Below are 15190 nucleotides of genomic sequence, written 5' to 3'. Positions count from 1 at the left end.
TCTATTGGTGCCACAAAAAAGATAACTATCCCAAGAATAAGGGCTGTTTTTCCCAAGTAATACGCCTCACTTCCTTATCTGGTATAAATCACTTAAAAAAGAAGGGATATTATGGGACGAAAAGACTACTATCACGAAGCCGATTCACCAAAACCAAATTCAATAGTTCCAGCAGCCTCCGCTGTTGTTATAGACGACAAAAATAGAATTCTCTTACAAAAGAGACGGGATAATAATTTGTGGTCTTTACCTGGAGGAGGAATGGAAATTGGTGAATCGATCGAGGAGACAATCATTCGAGAAGTAAAAGAGGAAACAGGATATGATGTAGAAGTTTTAAGATGCATTGGAATCTATACTGATCCTAAGCATGTCATTGCTTATTCAGATGGGGAAATAAGACAACAGTTCTCCATATGTTTTGCTTGTCAAATCATAGGTGGATCAATGGAAGTAAGTTCAGAATCAAAAGAAGTAGAGTTTATTTCGCTAAATAATATAGAAGAACTTGAAATGCATCCAGCCCAGAGAGTACGAATCAATGATTATTTAGAATCGAGAGAAACAGCATTTATAAGATAAGGGGGGATTAGGAAATGGAGAAAGCAAAACTTGATGAAGTGGTAACTGTGTTACGAAATCAAATAAAAGATCAATATATAGCAGGACAGAAGCTACCTTCGGAGCGAAATTTAGCAACAGAATTAAAAGCTAGTCGGGGGACAATTCGTGCTGCTTTACAAAGGTTACAACAAGAAAATTTTATTGATATTGTTCCCAATAGCGGGGCATTCGTCCGCTTTCCAGTACAAAAAATGACAATGGGTAATGTTGATTCCTTTCCAAAAAACAGTGGTCCTGAACTACAAGAGGTTGGATCATTCATTCACCTTGCTAGAGAACAAGGAAGAGAAGTATCCATTCGTTATCTGGAGCCATCTAAGATCACACCTGCCGGGGTAGAAATCGGCAAGAAAATGAATATTAAACCGGATGAAGAAGTACTTAAACGATATCGAATTCAAGTAGTTGATCGTATCCCATATCGGATCCTTACCACTTATTTATTAGGATCACTGACAAAAGAGCTGGAAGGACAAGAAGATCATAAAATTCCTTTGTTTGATTGGTTAAGAGATTATAAAGGTCTTCATGCATCCGAAGTAACAGAAAGTTTAAATTGTAGAATGCCGAATGAACAAGAATGCTCATTACTGAATATATCTCGTACTAATCCAGTGGTAGAAATGGATCGCTGGATTTGGGGTATCAACGGGAAAGACGAAAAAGTACTTTTTGAGTATAGCAAAATTATTGCTAATTCATCTTTACACGATTTTACCTATACTTACTCAATTCATAGAAAAAATGTAGGCTAACACTTTAATTTCGTGTTAGCTTTTTTACATGGAGCCCATAGACTACTGATATATTGTGATACAGTAGTAATTGTCCAGCTAATCGATCCTTGGAGAAATCTATGGACCTGGAAGGGGTAAGGCACCGATTTGCACATTGAGGGGCCACTCTGGAAATAAAATACATAACCGAATGAAGAATGGCTGTTCCTACTTGGGGTATCACCAACATTTTGTAATAAACCCTACGTTAAGCGAATTTATTTCGTAGAATGTCTTAGCGTAGATAAATTATAATAAAATACACAAATTCTATATGAAATTATATTTTAAAAGTATATAATTAGCGTTAATCTGAAAAGATTATTATGAAAGGGGAACATTTATGAAAAAATTCTGGATATCTTGTACTGCTGCCGTTTTAGCACTTGTATTTGTCTTTACAATTCAATCCAACACTCTTGCTGCCACAGGTAACTGGTCTGTTTATGTTAGTATTTACAAAACACGTAATCACGCTTACTCACAAGCATTATCCGTGACTTCCAAACATATGATCGTATGGCAAGTTGCCACACACAATAATATCGACATGAAATGGTATATAAAAGATACAAAAACAGGAGTTATTATTAAACGAGGAAAACGAACCAGTCAAGGGGTTTATAGTGGCAAAATTTATGGTTTAACTAATCAGTATCGACTCTATCTACAATGTGACGATAACTACTGGTACAGTTTTAACAACAATAACAAATGTGATGGGGATGGATCTTTGGCTAACTATATCATGTGGTAATACTTAAAGTATAACATCTGTATTTTTTTCTGTAACCAAAACTGAGGTTGTTTGTATATGGTCAACCGATCTTTAAATTAACGTTTTTTAACAAAAGATGTGGTCATTTACTCTGTTCGATATTCAATGAACAGTTAAATGACCACATCTTTTTTACTGAACATTAACTTGATTTATAAGTAATTCCCAGATTGGCCCCTCAATGTGCGAATTGGTGCCTTACTCCTGGAAAAGTTGAGGGATGGGGTTCTATCCCCGGATCCTGCTGTGTATGCGGAAACTCAGCAAGCCTTGAGGGAGATGACTCCACAGCAAAGGCAAGAAGTTCTCCGTGAACTCGACAAGGATTTGGAGGCGTCTCAAACTCCTCGTCCATAAGACCGTCCAGCAGGATTCTCGGTTCCGTGTGAGTGTCGAAGGCATTCACATGGAACCATCAATTTATCTAGGCCCTGCTTACGCACCACTATTGACATTAGAATATCATTTTCAATGCACCTAGCAGCATAGGTTGCTAACTTGGTTCCTTTGTTTGGTTGAAAGGATTCAATCGCTTTAATTAAACCAATCGTCCCAATGGATATAAGATCTTCTGCATCTTCTCCTGTATTCTCAAATTTTTTCATGTTGTGAACGTGAAACGATGTCAATTCGACCGAGTAATGTGTCCAAGTGTCCAACACAGGTTACTTCACAGTTGCTTTGATTTTCATCAAAAGTTAGGATGATCTCGTCGATCAAAGATTGAATGATATACCTTTTCTTTTCAAACGGAATATCCGTTTCCTTCTCCACTAACCTTCCTAAGAAATCAATCACCAATTTTAGTCGTTCTTTCTCTTCTTCATTTGTTTGCTGTACCTTTAGATGATACTGGAGCTTTTGTAGCTCTGTCTGCAAACTGTTGATATCTTTGTTTATTTTACTCAAATCACGAAACATTTCGTCTTCGGTGATCACATCACGGGCAAACATAATCTTTACTTTTTCCCGCTCTTTCTCCCTTTCGGTGATCCGTTTTTTCATTGCCTCTATCGTATCGACTAATCTCTGGTCATGCTGAGTTGATGCTTCTTTTAGCTGATTCACAATCTCATCTTTATCAACAATGGAACGAATGATAAAATTCCATATATATTCTTCTATCACTTCTGCACGAAGCGTTTTCGTTGGGCATATTTCCACACTTGCGCCAAATTTCCGAGGGTTTTTATTGGGACATCGGTAACAGCGATACCGCTCTTTTCTCCCTGTTTGCTTATTTATTCTACCAGAGTAAGTCGTACCGCTCCACATTCGTCCACAATGACCACAGCGGATCATTCCTTTGAACAAATACGAAAATCGGTTATTCCCTTTGTTGGTCGTATTCTTTTCCTTCTGCCGCTGTGCTAATTCAAATAGGGTTTTATCAATAATAGCTGGAACTTCGGCGGAAATCCACTGGGAAGCATCCCTGTATTCATATGTTTTTTTTGGATTCCCATTGCTTGTTTTTTCTCCTTTCAGTTTCTTCACTTTGCGGCGATTATAACGGTAGATTCCTATATATACTTCACTCGATAAAATTCGATAAATAGACGATCGATTCCAATTTTTACTCTCTTTTCGCTTTGGTAATATACCCAATTGACCTAATTTGTGGCCAATCTCTCGATACGTAAGATGCTGATACACATACCACTTGTATATTTGACGAACAACCTTTGCTTCTGTATCATTGATCATCAGCTGCGCATCAACCAAATCATAACCAAAAGGAGCAGAACGCATCGGCATAATCTTCTTTTGTTTCTCGACCGCCTTTAATCTTCCTCTGCTTGTTCGCTTTCGAATCATCGATAACTCATATTGAGCAATAGCAGATTGCATATTGAAAAACAACTGGCCTTCTGGTGTATTTTGATATTCTGCATCACAAAAAATAAGTTCTACTTCGTGACGGTCAAACTCTCCACATACGATCAATTTATCCACTAAATTACGACTTAAGCGGTCAGGATGAACACATATCACTTTACCTATTTTCCCCTGTGCGATATCCTGCCGAAGACGGTCCATCTCTGGCCGCTCGATATCTTCCCCTGATGCACCGGATTCTCTGTAAATCTCTAACTGATATAACCCTAATGCATGTGCCTTTTCTGTACACATCTCCACCTGCGTATCCAAACTCGTCCCTTCTACTGCCTGTAATCCTGTAGATACACGAGCGTAGACGGCTGTTTTCACTCCTCTTCCCTCCTCTCCATTTAAAGTACTTTTTTATCCAAGCAGATGAATGGGCTTTTCTTGTTGCTCTGTTAGTGCCATTTCCATCAATACTTGAATCACTCGCTTCTTTGCTTCTAGAGATTCTTTTAACTCTGCTGAATGATTCTCATGCTGGTTTTGAACCCATACAAATTGGACGGGATCTGTTTTTCGTTTCATCCAAACACCGCCTTTATTTGATATATACAAATGTATGAATCTTTACGTTTGTCCTATGTTTTGAGAAATTTGTTGCCAAATGATCTTACATTAAACTCTAATACTAAAATTAGGATCTTTTTTCCACTAGCTCAATTTGTTTTGTATTGCTAAAATATACGAGCCAATGATGGCTTTGAATCCATAGGAGTTTATCAGTGAATAAGAAGCCGGGCGGAACAAGTAGGCCGGGTTCTCCAAAGCCCATGCCACAAAAGCCCATACAACCTCCTTATCCTCCTAAGGGTTAAGGTACCCTCTGAAATAACTTACTGAGGTACCAGACCTGTACCTTTGATCCTTCTAGCGAAGGTGCAGGTCACCACTTTAACAAATTAACCAGTCCTTTTTCCCGCTAGACTCCTTTTTTTCAATAATCCCTTTGCATCGCTTTTACTCGTTCTAATGCTTGATACTTTCGATAAGAATTCGTTTGAATAGCAATAGGCAATGTACTCCCACTAATCGATCAAACAATCTTCCATCAGCATCCAATGGTTTACCATTTCGATCATAAGAAAACCAACTCTCTAGCCGATCTAAATTAAGATTGCTAGTAAAGTTGGTGAGTTTACCTTTTCTTCCATTTATAATTTGAAACAAAATGCGAAATTCATAATCGGTTAAAGCAGATAGACCAATTTCATCTAGAGTTAATAGATCTGCTTTGATTGCTGCCTCAATGTAATCTTGATCTGTCTTTCGGTTCCCATCCTTAAATGTACTCTTTGTGATACCAAATAATTGAGTTACATCAATAAATACAGATGAATAAGCTTTCTACAGCAATGTATGATGAGTTTTTTTTAGTTATACTTTTTCTAATATTGGCTTAAACGTGTAATTTTCTTTTTATACGGATAGGGATGTAATCAATAACGCTGTAGATAAATAATATCTAATATGGCAAAGAGGCTACACCATATAAAGGAGTAACCGATAGAATCGACACTGTAATCTCACGCGCGAGTATCAATTGATCGTATTATGAGTGTAGGCGGCTTGCAATTGACTAGTACTGTGATGACACAGAAGCGATTTGGTCTTAACTTTGATCTTGTCAGCAGTAGTTTATGGATAACAGATATTTCTTTTTTTTACTGCCTCTCCATCTTTATCAACTTGCTTTGTTCCTCCTCCAAACAACCAATTATTTTTCTCCACAAATTCAATAAATTTATCCAAAAATTCATCATGATTAATGTTTGTATGTCCATCCTCTGCAAAAGATAGTGCCACTAATTTTTATACCTAATTGTTTGTTTTGCTTCAAGTAATAACCTCCTGTAATCATAATAGAGAAGTGAGACAGTTCGCTCTCTAGTCCGCAGGGTTATTTCCATTTATAGGATAAATCACGACTCGTCGTTCAGTTGCTATTCTTCTTCTCATAGATAATCATCGCTGCGAAATCTGAGTGATTTCCTTTGTCAATCCCAACAAATTTAATATCCAAAATACTATACTTTTTGTGATTCGCTGTAATCCAGCTATTTATCTGATTTTGAAGCTCATGCTCTGAATATTCCTTAAGGATTATGACTTGTTTCATGGTTAACTCCTTCTATCAAATACAGATTCAATAATTCCTTGTCCTCCACATTGACATTCTACATATTTTTCTTCTAGGATGTGCTTATCACAAAATTGGTGCTTTTTCATGTTTCTAATTTTATAATAATTTCCTAACTTTTGATTCAATTCATGTAATATCATGTTTGATATTCTCCTCAAAATAAAAAAGCAATCCCTAAAAATAAGATAGGATCACTGTAATATTTGACTAACAGTCATTTTCCTTGGTTCTGTATGATCTGCATAATTGCTTGATTGAATTTCTCTACCCCGGTCAAAAGGTCTTGTGCTATTTCCTAATCAAAAAAAACATCGCTGTTGTAATCCGCATCAGAACGAAGATCCATTAGTTTATTGTATAATTTGGCCAGTGATTTATCAATCAAACCCTTACTTGCTAATTCTCTGTTTACAAATGCTCGTACATGTGTATGTTTACTCAGCAAATCTCCTCGGGCAATAAGTAAAGATGTAACTGTCTGGAACGCTGAATAGTATAGATTGCTGATACAGCTATCATACCTTGCTGATTTATAATCATCTTTGGCAGAATCTAACTTTTCTGCTGCTTTTCGAAGCATCGCTTGTTTGGCTTTATCACTGTAAGACAAGTTCAATCCCCTCTTCCTGAATATTTTTCTTTAGTAGAGGATTGATATCCAGTTCCTGCTCCCAATCTTGTTCATTCATGTATAAACAACTAATTGCTACACCATAATCAATATTGATATCTGCTGCAATATCCGATAATTTATAGCGATCTTTTATGTCTCTTGGCTTTTCCGTCAATACAAGTAAATCAATATCAGAGTAAGCATCAGCATCTCCTCTAGCTCTAGAACCAAACAGCAATATTTTAGTTACTTTAAATTCATTTTTAATGGCAGAGTATAGTTCTCTGATTGCTTTTTGATCCGTTTCGCTCATTTGTAGGGACATTTTGATACCACCTCCGACTAAAACTTATCCTCATTCTAACATGTTTCCAAAAAACTACAAACTGGATTATTCATTTGCTCACTGCTTGTCCCATTTTCACTCAAGTTTAACCCTTTGTTTCCTCTCCTCTAAAATCTTCTTCTCTCCCACACCACATTGTTCTTCGAAGCTGGGACAACTACTAGCTCAAACCCAGCATTCATCACAATTTTTTTACATCGTTTCATGTTCCCAATCTCTTTACAATGTGAGCCACTAAGCGTAAATTGTGTTCAATTAAAAGATTCCGAGCAAAGCTGTCTCCCTCTGCCATCTTTTTTAAGTTTAGTTCTTCTTCTTGCTCGGACAATGGTTGTGGAAAAGCATTGCTTTTAATAAACGAAACAAAAACCATCATCTCTTTGATAAGAAGAGATAAAGCAGTTATGATCCCTGGCATAGTTACCTCCCTGCTTCTTGTACATGTTTTCATTTATAATTGACATCCTTATTTTTATGCAGGGAGGTATCAGAATATGGGTATAAACCGTTATGTTCATATTCCTAAGTAACCTAACGAAAAGCTCTCATGGATCATGTTTTTCAAATTATTTAGTAAATAAGCAATCCCCCAAGCGTCCATCTAATAGATGTCAACTAGGGGGAAATTTTAAACCGATCTAAAATTGGTGTACTGTTTCCTAATCCTCATAGAGAAGGAGTGTTTGTAAAGGGAAAAAGCACATGAAGACTCCTGACTAAATCTTCATGCCCCTTGGTTTTTTCCAAAGATGGCTAAAAACCAGCTGCTTTTTCACTTAGACCTAGCGCCTGCGCTGTTAAAGTATGAATTTCGTGCAGAAGTGATGGGTTTTCCACCAAAGACATACCATAAGAGGGAATCATTTCTTTGATTTTCGGTTCCCATTCTTTCATCTGATGAGGGAAACACCTTTTGATGACTTCAAGCATCACGTGAACGGCTGTAGAAGCACCCGGAGAAGCACCTAGTAATGCTGCAATCGAACCATCAGCGGCAGTAATTACTTCCGTTCCGAATTGAAGCGTTCCTTTGCCATTAGCAGTATCTTTGATAACTTGTACACGTTGTCCTGCTACTACTAAATCCCAATCCTCGCTTTTAGCATTCGGGATAAACTCACGTAATTCTTCCATACGCTGTTCTTTCGATTGCATCACTTGTTGAATCAGGTATTTCGTCAGTGACATCTCTTTTGCACCTGCCGCCAACATTGTTAGAACATTATTTGGTTTTATGGAAGTTACTAAGTCAAACATGGAACCTGTTTTTAAAAACTTTGGTGAGAAGCCGGCAAATGGCCCAAATAGTAACGATTTTTTATTTTCGATATATCTGGTATCCAGATGCGGAACAGACATTGGTGGTGCACCAACCTTAGCTTTGCCGTATACTTTTGCATGATGCTGAGCGATAATATCAGGATTATTGCAAACCATAAATATTCCACTTACTGGAAATCCGCCAATATGCTTTCCTTCTGGAATACCGGATTTTTGCAGTAAATGTAGGCTTCCTCCTCCTCCTCCTATAAAGACAAATTTTGCAGTATGACGTTCTAGATCTCCACTTTCGAGATTCCGCACTTTTAATTCCCACAATCCGTCGCTTGTACGTTTGATATTATTCACACAATGTTTATAGTGAATATCGACATTTTTACTCCCTAAGTGGGCAAATAACCTGCGAGTTAAAGCACCAAAGTTGACATCTGTTCCTGAATCTATTTTTGTTGCGGCAATAGGTTCATTCGATGCACGACCTTGCATGATAAGCGGGATCCACTCCATCAGTTTTTCCGGATCATCAGAAAATTCCATATCTTGGTATTGGGGGTTGTTCGACAACGCTTCAAAACGTTTCTTTAAAAACATTACATCTTTTTCTCCCTGTACAAAACTCATATGAGGTAAGGGCATGATAAAATCATGTGGATTATTTATCAGCTTTTTATTTACAAGATAAGACCAAAACTGCATGGAAAGCTGAAACTGTTCATTTATTTTTATCGCTTTACTAATATCTACAGATCCATCCGATTTTTCGACCGTGTAGTTAAGCTCGCACAATGCCGCATGTCCTGTTCCTGCATTATTCCATTCGTTAGAGCTTTCCTGTCCTGCGTTTGAAAGCTTCTCAAACACTGTAATTTTCCATTCTGGTACTAATTCTTTCAAGAGTGTCCCCAAAGTCGCACTCATGATTCCTGCACCAATTAAAATCACATCTGTTTTCGTTTCTCTGTTACTCATTTTTACCAACCTTTTACCTGAAATTTGCAGAAAAGATGAAGTTGCTACATCAAGCTAATCGTAGTCACACACCTTTCTGTCACCATATGACCATATCATAGCGTATTACAATTACTTGTAGAATGAAATATCTTTAAACAAATCATTATTTGAATCTGTAAGGTTCTTTGTTGTGGCATCTAACTCCATAAAATGTTGCTCATGACTTTCCAAACTTGGACGAGATCAATACTTCACCTTCTATTTTACAAACAACTATAAATAAGTTCAATTTCCTATGGCGTACTAATCTTTATGGACGATATAATTTTTATAAACAAGGAGCAAGTATTCAAGAAGTCCCAATGAAATAGAACAACTTATGTACCATTGTTTGCAGTTTTTGCTGAATTTGAAAGAAACTTGATTCAAGAAAGATTCGCAGTAAGAAAAATTGTTGCTAGAGTAAGAGGAAGACCAGAAAAATTTGGAAAGATAGAGATTGAAATAATAAAACCATTAGTCTAAAAATAGTACACCTATAAAAGATAGTGTCGCTATGCTGGAAGCTACTCTTACAACTGGGTAAATAGCATTTCCTGATTCAAAATATAGAAAGAAATCACCTTGTAGCAATAGAAAAAACACATGATCTCTGCGCATAGAGATTATGTGTTTTTTGTTAGATGACAGGTGAATCAGGGAGCCAATTGCTAATAACTCCCTCTGTCCCAGTTGAATTTCATCCGTTACTCAGATTTTGTATAGTCCATTACGAGTTTGTCTAAAAATATAAATAAGTTCTCATTCATTACTTTATAATCATTTTTTCGAAGTTGTTCTGGTTGCTGAACGAACCTGTGATCACTTGATTTGGATAATTCAGCTACTGAATTCTCAATCAGAAGCTCCATCAATTCATGATTGAACTCCAAATGGCATTGGAAGCCATAAACTAGGTTTTGGTATTCAATAATCTGCCTCGGACAGGCTTCACTATAGGCTATTACCTTGCATTCTTCGGTTAACCCTGGCATATCATTGTGCCAGTGACCGACAACAGCAGGACTGCCGAAGTGGGAAAATTTACAACTTCGCTTCCCTTCTTCTGTTAGAGTTATGGGAAAACAGCCTATTTCTTTTTCGGGACTATGTTCGTACTTAGCTCCCAAGGCTTCCCCAATAAGCTGTGCTCCCAAACAAACCCCTAATACAGCCTTACCAGCTTTTATACATTTATTTATCAATGCTATTTCTGAAACCGCATCAAAGTGCGGACACTCTTCAACCGTAGTACTCGGACTCTGGGGACCACCTAAAACAATTAATAGATCAATTCCTTCTATGGATAATGGGAGTTTTTCACCAGCATAAACTCTTGAATAACCAATACTGTATCCTCTGGTCTCAGCCCATATTTGAAATGCTCCAGGACCCTCAAACAATTCATGAATAACAAAGTGAATGTGCAATTTTTTACTCCTTTCAAGAAATATTAGAACGGTTTTTATGTAATCTAACATTCTTTTATTAGAGCTGCCATTTGGCTCCCTACTTCACTTGCCTGATCCAAATTATACCGTAGAAAGGTATTCTATGAAAAAATATATTTACAGATTTCCATAAGAGCCTGTTGCATTATTCGTTCCAAAAGCGCAGATGTGCACCTAAGCCTTGGGCACAAGTCATACCAATCAACAAAAATAAGGGGTAACTGACAACTGTTATGGACAGTATAACCTTAATCTCTCTTGTACATCTTCTAAGATTTCTTCCGGCACTTCCCTAACCTTGATATCCTCACCTAGAAAAAGCAGCCAATTTATTATTTCAGTCAATTCTTCGGAATTATTCACATTGATAAAAGTCTTTAGAATGGCTGTAGTTTGAAAAGGATTTGTATAGGAAAGTGAAACTTTTAAAGGATGGTATTTTTTGAACTGGGCAATCGCTTTTGGACCAAGTTCAAGGACAAAGTTGGTTCGTTCTTCTTCTTTACTTAGTTTTTCTAAAATCTTTTTCTTACTTAATCTTTTTTTCGTCGAGCAGGTTTCAACATCGATAAGATGATCAACAGAAAATATCTTCTTCTTTTCTTCCTTTAAATCAACGCCTTCGATCATCCAAAAGCTTTTTTCATGATAAAGGTGTAAGAGATAAATGGGATAAGACTTTATTCCCTTCTCTTCTTTGATAGTAATCCATAAATAGCTGTCCAATAGAAGGATTTGGATGAGTTTTTCTAACATGGGATGAGGGAGGTCTGAAAGCTCAAGTAGATCAGGATTATGGGGATTAGTCCCTTCAAAAAGTAAGATTTGATTTAATAGAACGAGGTCATCTTGCTGATTTTCTGAGATGAGTCCTAGTAATTTTTCAGCTAAAGATTGGCGACTCTTTAGATAGGGGAGTTGTTGATTTCTTGTGGCCATAAAGGCAATAAAAAGTGCTTTGACCTCATTATCGGTAAAACGAACAACAGGCAAAACAGAATTGTGCATGACAAAATAACCCCCATCTCTTCCAACTTCAGAGACGAGAGGCATCCCCATGGCTTCAATTTCTCTGATATCTCGAATAGCTGTCGAGCGAGAGATGTTAAATTCCCGCATGATTTCAGAAATGGTAAAGTGGGAGCGATTGTTGATATACCGCATGATGATATTAATCCGTTCAACTTTTTTCATTGGGACTCCTAAACAGTATCATTTTTTGACATGATTTAAAGCTATCATATACCTATCAAGCAAAGAAAACAATTCATTAAAAAAGGAAGGTATTGAATATGACAGATTATACCCTAGAAGAAAAAGACAGCTTTACCGTTGTAGGTATTGGAACAGAGCTTACAGATTATGCTGGTATGGACAAGAAAAAGGCAGACTTTTGGCAAGCTGTCAGCCAAAATGGAACACTCGACACGTTAAAAGCCATAGCCACAAATGACTACATTTTTGCTGTGAACGAAGCGGTGAATAACAAGATGATGTATTATGCCGGTGTTATGACAGATGAATCAGTATCAGCACCAGAAGAGGCTAGAATTATCCAATTTCCTAAAGGGGAATACCTAGTAGTAAAAGGGGAAGGGAAGACGGCTAGTGAACTGAATCATAAACTTGAAGGTCTTGCCTTCGGTCAAGTGCTGCCAGAAGCAAAGAATTTTGCCTATGTTGGCGGGCCAAATGCAATGGTTGAGATGGGACAGCGAAACGGCTTGGTTATTGGTGAAATGTGGATTCCTGTTGTTAGGAAATAATGAAAGGAGAATTGGAAATGTCCTATATCGTTGATTTTAAAAATGTTTCTACGGTTGGTTTAGAGTCTTCGCCTGTAGCAGAAGCGCTTGCTGGTTTACGTGCGAATGAAGCCCGTTATTTTATGAACAAATACAAGCATGAATTTAAAGTTGTACCAGCTAGCGAAAGCCAAGAGACTCTTGATTATGTGAACCGAATTTTGAAAGAAGAACGTGATATTGAGTTTGCAGCCAAACCTTTAGAAACGTCGAGTTTTCAAGTAGAAAATATCAAATTTACCTACGTCTTTTATGAGGATGGTCTTGCGATCAACGTTATGTATACCGTTGATAACCCGAAGAAACGAGCTGTTGGTTTTAAGCTTTCAGAAGGAATGGAGGTACCAAAGGAGTTAGAGGGAAAATTTAAATTTGCTAGACAAAAGTCTAAACTAGCAGGAACAATTCGGGGCTCGTTTTTTGTAATCAAAGGAGAATATTAAAGTAAGCGGAACAATCCAGCCATTTATTGTTCATGAAAGGAGTGAAAGCTATTTCCTCTCGAAGTGAAAATAGCTTTCGCTCCCTAGAAATTATTATAATTTTCACTCAATAGTTAAGGAAGGGATCAAAAGATGAAAACAAGAGGAAAAATGACTGCTTATTGGACCGTCACATCACTACTTGCAGTATCCATTTTGTTAAGTGGTATTGGTCAACTGATGAAATTAGGAGGAAATGTCGAGTTAGTAAAGAATATTGGATACCCGTTATACATCATGAACATTCTTGGAGTTTGGAAAATACTTGGAGTCATGGCGATCGTCTTTCCAGGTTTTCCTCGGCTTAAAGAATGGGCTCACGCAGGTATCTTCTTTTTAATGACTGGTGCGGCTTTCTCTCATGTGTTTGCTAACGATTATGGTGATTATGGGTTTCATTTTCTCCTTCCGCTTTTCTATGCTGCACTCAATATGGCTTCATGGGCATTGAGACCAGAAAGCCGCATCTTAGGGAGTTTGCTTGGTAATACGGAAACACATGCACAGAAACAAAATCTAGTACTTCATGATAGTAAACAATAACTGAAAAAATAACGAGTTGTGTTTTATTTTTCAAATCCTGAATTTATCCATTTATCCCCATGATGACAATGCGTTTGGTTTCGACTTCCGCTGTTACCATGATCGAGACACAGTTATCAATCATGAACATAAAAACAAAAGACTCTTGAGACAATCTCAACAGTCTTATTTACGTTTTTTTCTATATTTCCTTATACTATTCCCTACGCCTTTCTTTTTACTTTTTATTTTATGTCTATGATCACATTTACTCTCGCTCTCATCATAAGACTTTATCTCGCGTTTCTTATTACACTTTTTTTCATGACCATGATCATAACATTCCTCTTCTTCTTCATGATCATGCTCAAACTTTTTCTCATTCTTTTTACACTTTACATCATATCCATGATCACAGTATTCCTCTTCTTCATGGTCATACTCACAATCCCATCTATTTTCACATTCCTCTTCTTCATCGCAGTCATACTCGCACTTCTTCCTACGCTTTTTTTTACATTTTTTTTCATGACCATGATCACAACATTCCTCTTCTTCTTCATGATCATGATCACAACATTCATCATCATTATCATGGTCATGCTTACACTTCTTCTTGTGCTTCTTACACTTTTTCTCATGACAACAGTCATCATCATGGTCATGCTCACATTCCCATCGCTCACATTCTTCTTCATGCTTACAAGGGATAGGAATTTGCTGACGTTGTAGAATTTTTATCAGTAGATCTAATACAATCTTTTCTTGGACTGTTATAAAAATACGTTCATTAGGGATATTAGGCAAAGGAGCAGACGCATTTAATTTCGCAAGATCGAATTCATTAATTTCAAAGGCTTCTAGTTCACAGTATGGTTGCTCATTATAATGAACGGAATGACCGAATAATTTTTGATCAAGCTTAGACCTCCTACCACTCTTATCTAAAAATCTAGCTTCAGATTCACTTGATGCAAAAAAATCAGGGAAAAGTTTTCCCTCAAATGTAACTTCCGTACAACAACTGAATGGAACATGAGCAGTAGTATGGAGAATACTGCCACAAATCGCACTAGCATTTGTGGAACCAGGTCTGGCAGTAGCATATTCAATATTCTTGCGAATAAAACCTGATATAAAAAGTTTAAAGTGATTCTCGCGTGAAGTAGGAACTAATTTGCATTCATCCAAAGAAACATCTTTTTCTACCCTCTTAATCTCCAATGCAGGCTGCTCTAAAGTAATATCTACATCTATACACATTTGTAGTTCTAGTTCAGCAAGAACAACAGGCACTTTCATCGTTTTCGGAAAAGTCGCAACATTAGGGCAGCCCATTTCTATACGGTTCTGAACTACTTTACATCCCGATGGTGGTGGAGGTGGCGGTGGCATTGGTGGTGGTTTTTTTGCTGGTTGTACTGGATTGCAAACTTCAAATTGAACAATATGACATTTTGGAACAAATCTTCTCATATTTATTCCCTCTCTCTAT

General features: G+C 37.1%; 18 protein-coding genes and 2 pseudogenes. 7 read left to right on the top strand and 13 right to left on the bottom strand.

From position 1 onward, the window contains the following. Positions 1 to 111: 111 nt before the first annotated feature. From MK805_RS01950 to MK805_RS01940, 3 genes are all read left to right on the top strand, one after another. Entirely contained in the window at positions 112 to 582 is a 471-nt protein-coding gene (locus MK805_RS01950; RefSeq protein ID WP_240873515.1) for an NUDIX domain-containing protein, read from the top strand. A gap of 14 nt (positions 583 to 596) precedes the next feature. Beyond that, positions 597 to 1379, top strand: a complete 783-nt coding sequence (locus MK805_RS01945) for a GntR family transcriptional regulator (RefSeq protein ID WP_240873514.1) — start codon at positions 597 to 599, stop codon at positions 1377 to 1379. Between the two features lie 364 nt (positions 1380 to 1743). Then, positions 1744 to 2157, top strand: coding sequence for a hypothetical protein (locus tag MK805_RS01940; protein ID WP_240873513.1), 414 nt, complete (start codon positions 1744 to 1746; stop codon positions 2155 to 2157). A 467-nt stretch (positions 2158 to 2624) separates the two neighbouring features. On the opposite strand, the pseudogene MK805_RS01935 reads toward MK805_RS01940, so the two are convergent. The 10 genes and pseudogenes from MK805_RS01935 to MK805_RS01890 all read right to left on the bottom strand — a co-directional run. Continuing rightward, positions 2625 to 2783, bottom strand: a pseudogene (locus MK805_RS01935) (sigma factor); the annotation flags it as partial. Beyond that, positions 2770 to 4389, bottom strand: a complete 1620-nt coding sequence (locus MK805_RS17990) for a recombinase family protein (RefSeq protein WP_240873512.1) — start codon at positions 4387 to 4389, stop codon at positions 2770 to 2772. The pseudogene MK805_RS01935 and the gene MK805_RS17990, both read right to left, overlap by 14 nt. 33 nt (positions 4390 to 4422) lie before the next feature. Then, entirely contained in the window at positions 4423 to 4590 is a 168-nt protein-coding gene (locus tag MK805_RS01925) for a hypothetical protein (protein ID WP_240873511.1), read from the bottom strand. Positions 4591 to 5031: 441 nt separating this feature from the next. Beyond that, positions 5032 to 5388 (bottom strand): ATP-binding protein, encoded by a 357-nt coding sequence (locus MK805_RS01920; RefSeq protein ID WP_476712901.1) that lies wholly within the window; start codon positions 5386 to 5388, stop codon positions 5032 to 5034. A gap of 312 nt (positions 5389 to 5700) precedes the next feature. Continuing rightward, on the bottom strand, positions 5701 to 5868 hold the full coding sequence (locus MK805_RS01915) for a hypothetical protein (protein ID WP_240873510.1): 168 nt from the start codon (positions 5866 to 5868) through the stop codon (positions 5701 to 5703). A 130-nt stretch (positions 5869 to 5998) separates the two neighbouring features. Further along, the gene (locus MK805_RS01910; RefSeq protein WP_240873509.1) at positions 5999 to 6181 is read right to left on the bottom strand and encodes a hypothetical protein; all 183 of its coding nucleotides are present in this window, start codon (positions 6179 to 6181) and stop codon (positions 5999 to 6001) included. Between the two features lie 319 nt (positions 6182 to 6500). Continuing rightward, entirely contained in the window at positions 6501 to 6815 is a 315-nt protein-coding gene (locus MK805_RS01905; protein ID WP_240873508.1) for a HEPN domain-containing protein, read from the bottom strand. Then, positions 6802 to 7143 (bottom strand): nucleotidyltransferase domain-containing protein, encoded by a 342-nt coding sequence (locus tag MK805_RS01900; RefSeq protein ID WP_240873507.1) that lies wholly within the window; start codon positions 7141 to 7143, stop codon positions 6802 to 6804. The genes MK805_RS01905 and MK805_RS01900 overlap by 14 nt, the downstream gene beginning before the upstream one ends. A 235-nt stretch (positions 7144 to 7378) precedes the next feature. Continuing rightward, positions 7379 to 7582: pseudogene (locus MK805_RS01895) on the bottom strand (RNA polymerase subunit sigma-70); the annotation flags it as partial. 335 nt (positions 7583 to 7917) lie between these two features. Beyond that, positions 7918 to 9414, bottom strand: a complete 1497-nt coding sequence (locus MK805_RS01890; RefSeq protein WP_240873506.1) for a malate:quinone oxidoreductase — start codon at positions 9412 to 9414, stop codon at positions 7918 to 7920. Positions 9415 to 9783: 369 nt separating this feature from the next. On the opposite strand from MK805_RS01890, the gene MK805_RS01885 reads away from it, so the two are divergent. Then, a complete protein-coding gene (locus MK805_RS01885; protein ID WP_420833038.1) occupies positions 9784 to 9921 on the top strand; it encodes a hypothetical protein in 138 nt (45 codons plus the stop codon). Positions 9922 to 10142: 221 nt separating this feature from the next. Here the strand turns inward: MK805_RS01885 and MK805_RS01880 are convergent, their stop codons facing one another. Both MK805_RS01880 and MK805_RS01875 read right to left on the bottom strand, forming a co-directional pair. Next, positions 10143 to 10916: a type 1 glutamine amidotransferase gene (locus MK805_RS01880; protein ID WP_240873505.1), complete on the bottom strand. Its 774-nt coding sequence runs from the start codon at positions 10914 to 10916 to the stop codon at positions 10143 to 10145. A gap of 201 nt (positions 10917 to 11117) precedes the next feature. Further along, positions 11118 to 12080 carry a helix-turn-helix transcriptional regulator gene (locus tag MK805_RS01875; protein WP_240873504.1) on the bottom strand — a complete coding sequence of 321 codons (963 nt, stop codon included), beginning with the start codon at positions 12078 to 12080 and terminating at the stop codon, positions 11118 to 11120. Positions 12081 to 12178: 98 nt separating this feature from the next. Between MK805_RS01875 and MK805_RS01870 the strand changes: the two genes are divergently transcribed. The 3 genes from MK805_RS01870 to MK805_RS01860 all read left to right on the top strand — a co-directional run bounded on the left by MK805_RS01870 (position 12179) and on the right by MK805_RS01860 (position 13716). Next, the gene (locus MK805_RS01870; RefSeq protein ID WP_240873503.1) at positions 12179 to 12652 is read left to right on the top strand and encodes a GyrI-like domain-containing protein; all 474 of its coding nucleotides are present in this window, start codon (positions 12179 to 12181) and stop codon (positions 12650 to 12652) included. Between the two features lie 17 nt (positions 12653 to 12669). Then, positions 12670 to 13134 (top strand): phage tail protein, encoded by a 465-nt coding sequence (locus MK805_RS01865; RefSeq protein WP_240873502.1) that lies wholly within the window; start codon positions 12670 to 12672, stop codon positions 13132 to 13134. 132 nt (positions 13135 to 13266) lie between these two features. Then, positions 13267 to 13716, top strand: a complete 450-nt coding sequence (locus MK805_RS01860; protein ID WP_240873501.1) for a DoxX family protein — start codon at positions 13267 to 13269, stop codon at positions 13714 to 13716. Between the two features lie 165 nt (positions 13717 to 13881). Here the strand turns inward: MK805_RS01860 and MK805_RS01855 are convergent, their stop codons facing one another. Then, positions 13882 to 15171, bottom strand: a complete 1290-nt coding sequence (locus MK805_RS01855; RefSeq protein ID WP_240873500.1) for a CsxC family protein — start codon at positions 15169 to 15171, stop codon at positions 13882 to 13884. Positions 15172 to 15190: the final 19 nt, after the last annotated feature.

The sequence above is a fragment of the Shimazuella soli genome, from assembly GCF_022511585.1.
GTDB classification, from domain to species: Bacteria; Bacillota; Bacilli; order Thermoactinomycetales; family Thermoactinomycetaceae; genus Shimazuella; species Shimazuella soli.
The sequence above is the reverse complement of the archived record's forward strand: the minus strand, read 5'-3'. Positions and strand labels throughout refer to the sequence as shown.

Coding starts and splice junctions, on each gene's coding strand:
- MK805_RS01940 (WP_240873513.1), top strand. CDS start 1,744: ATGAAAAAATTCTGGATATCTTGTACTGCTGCCGTTTTAGCACTTGTA.
- MK805_RS01945 (WP_240873514.1), top strand. CDS start 597: ATGGAGAAAGCAAAACTTGATGAAGTGGTAACTGTGTTACGAAATCAA.
- MK805_RS01875 (WP_240873504.1), bottom strand. CDS start 12,080: ATGAAAAAAGTTGAACGGATTAATATCATCATGCGGTATATCAACAAT.
- MK805_RS01925 (WP_240873511.1), bottom strand. CDS start 4,590: ATGAAACGAAAAACAGATCCCGTCCAATTTGTATGGGTTCAAAACCAG.
- MK805_RS01900 (WP_240873507.1), bottom strand. CDS start 7,143: ATGTCCCTACAAATGAGCGAAACGGATCAAAAAGCAATCAGAGAACTA.
- MK805_RS01950 (WP_240873515.1), top strand. CDS start 112: ATGGGACGAAAAGACTACTATCACGAAGCCGATTCACCAAAACCAAAT.
- MK805_RS01910 (WP_240873509.1), bottom strand. CDS start 6,181: ATGAAACAAGTCATAATCCTTAAGGAATATTCAGAGCATGAGCTTCAA.
- MK805_RS01890 (WP_240873506.1), bottom strand. CDS start 9,414: ATGAGTAACAGAGAAACGAAAACAGATGTGATTTTAATTGGTGCAGGA.
- MK805_RS01855 (WP_240873500.1), bottom strand. CDS start 15,171: ATGAGAAGATTTGTTCCAAAATGTCATATTGTTCAATTTGAAGTTTGC.
- MK805_RS01870 (WP_240873503.1), top strand. CDS start 12,179: ATGACAGATTATACCCTAGAAGAAAAAGACAGCTTTACCGTTGTAGGT.
- MK805_RS01860 (WP_240873501.1), top strand. CDS start 13,267: ATGAAAACAAGAGGAAAAATGACTGCTTATTGGACCGTCACATCACTA.
- MK805_RS01865 (WP_240873502.1), top strand. CDS start 12,670: ATGTCCTATATCGTTGATTTTAAAAATGTTTCTACGGTTGGTTTAGAG.
- MK805_RS01880 (WP_240873505.1), bottom strand. CDS start 10,916: ATGTTAGATTACATAAAAACCGTTCTAATATTTCTTGAAAGGAGTAAA.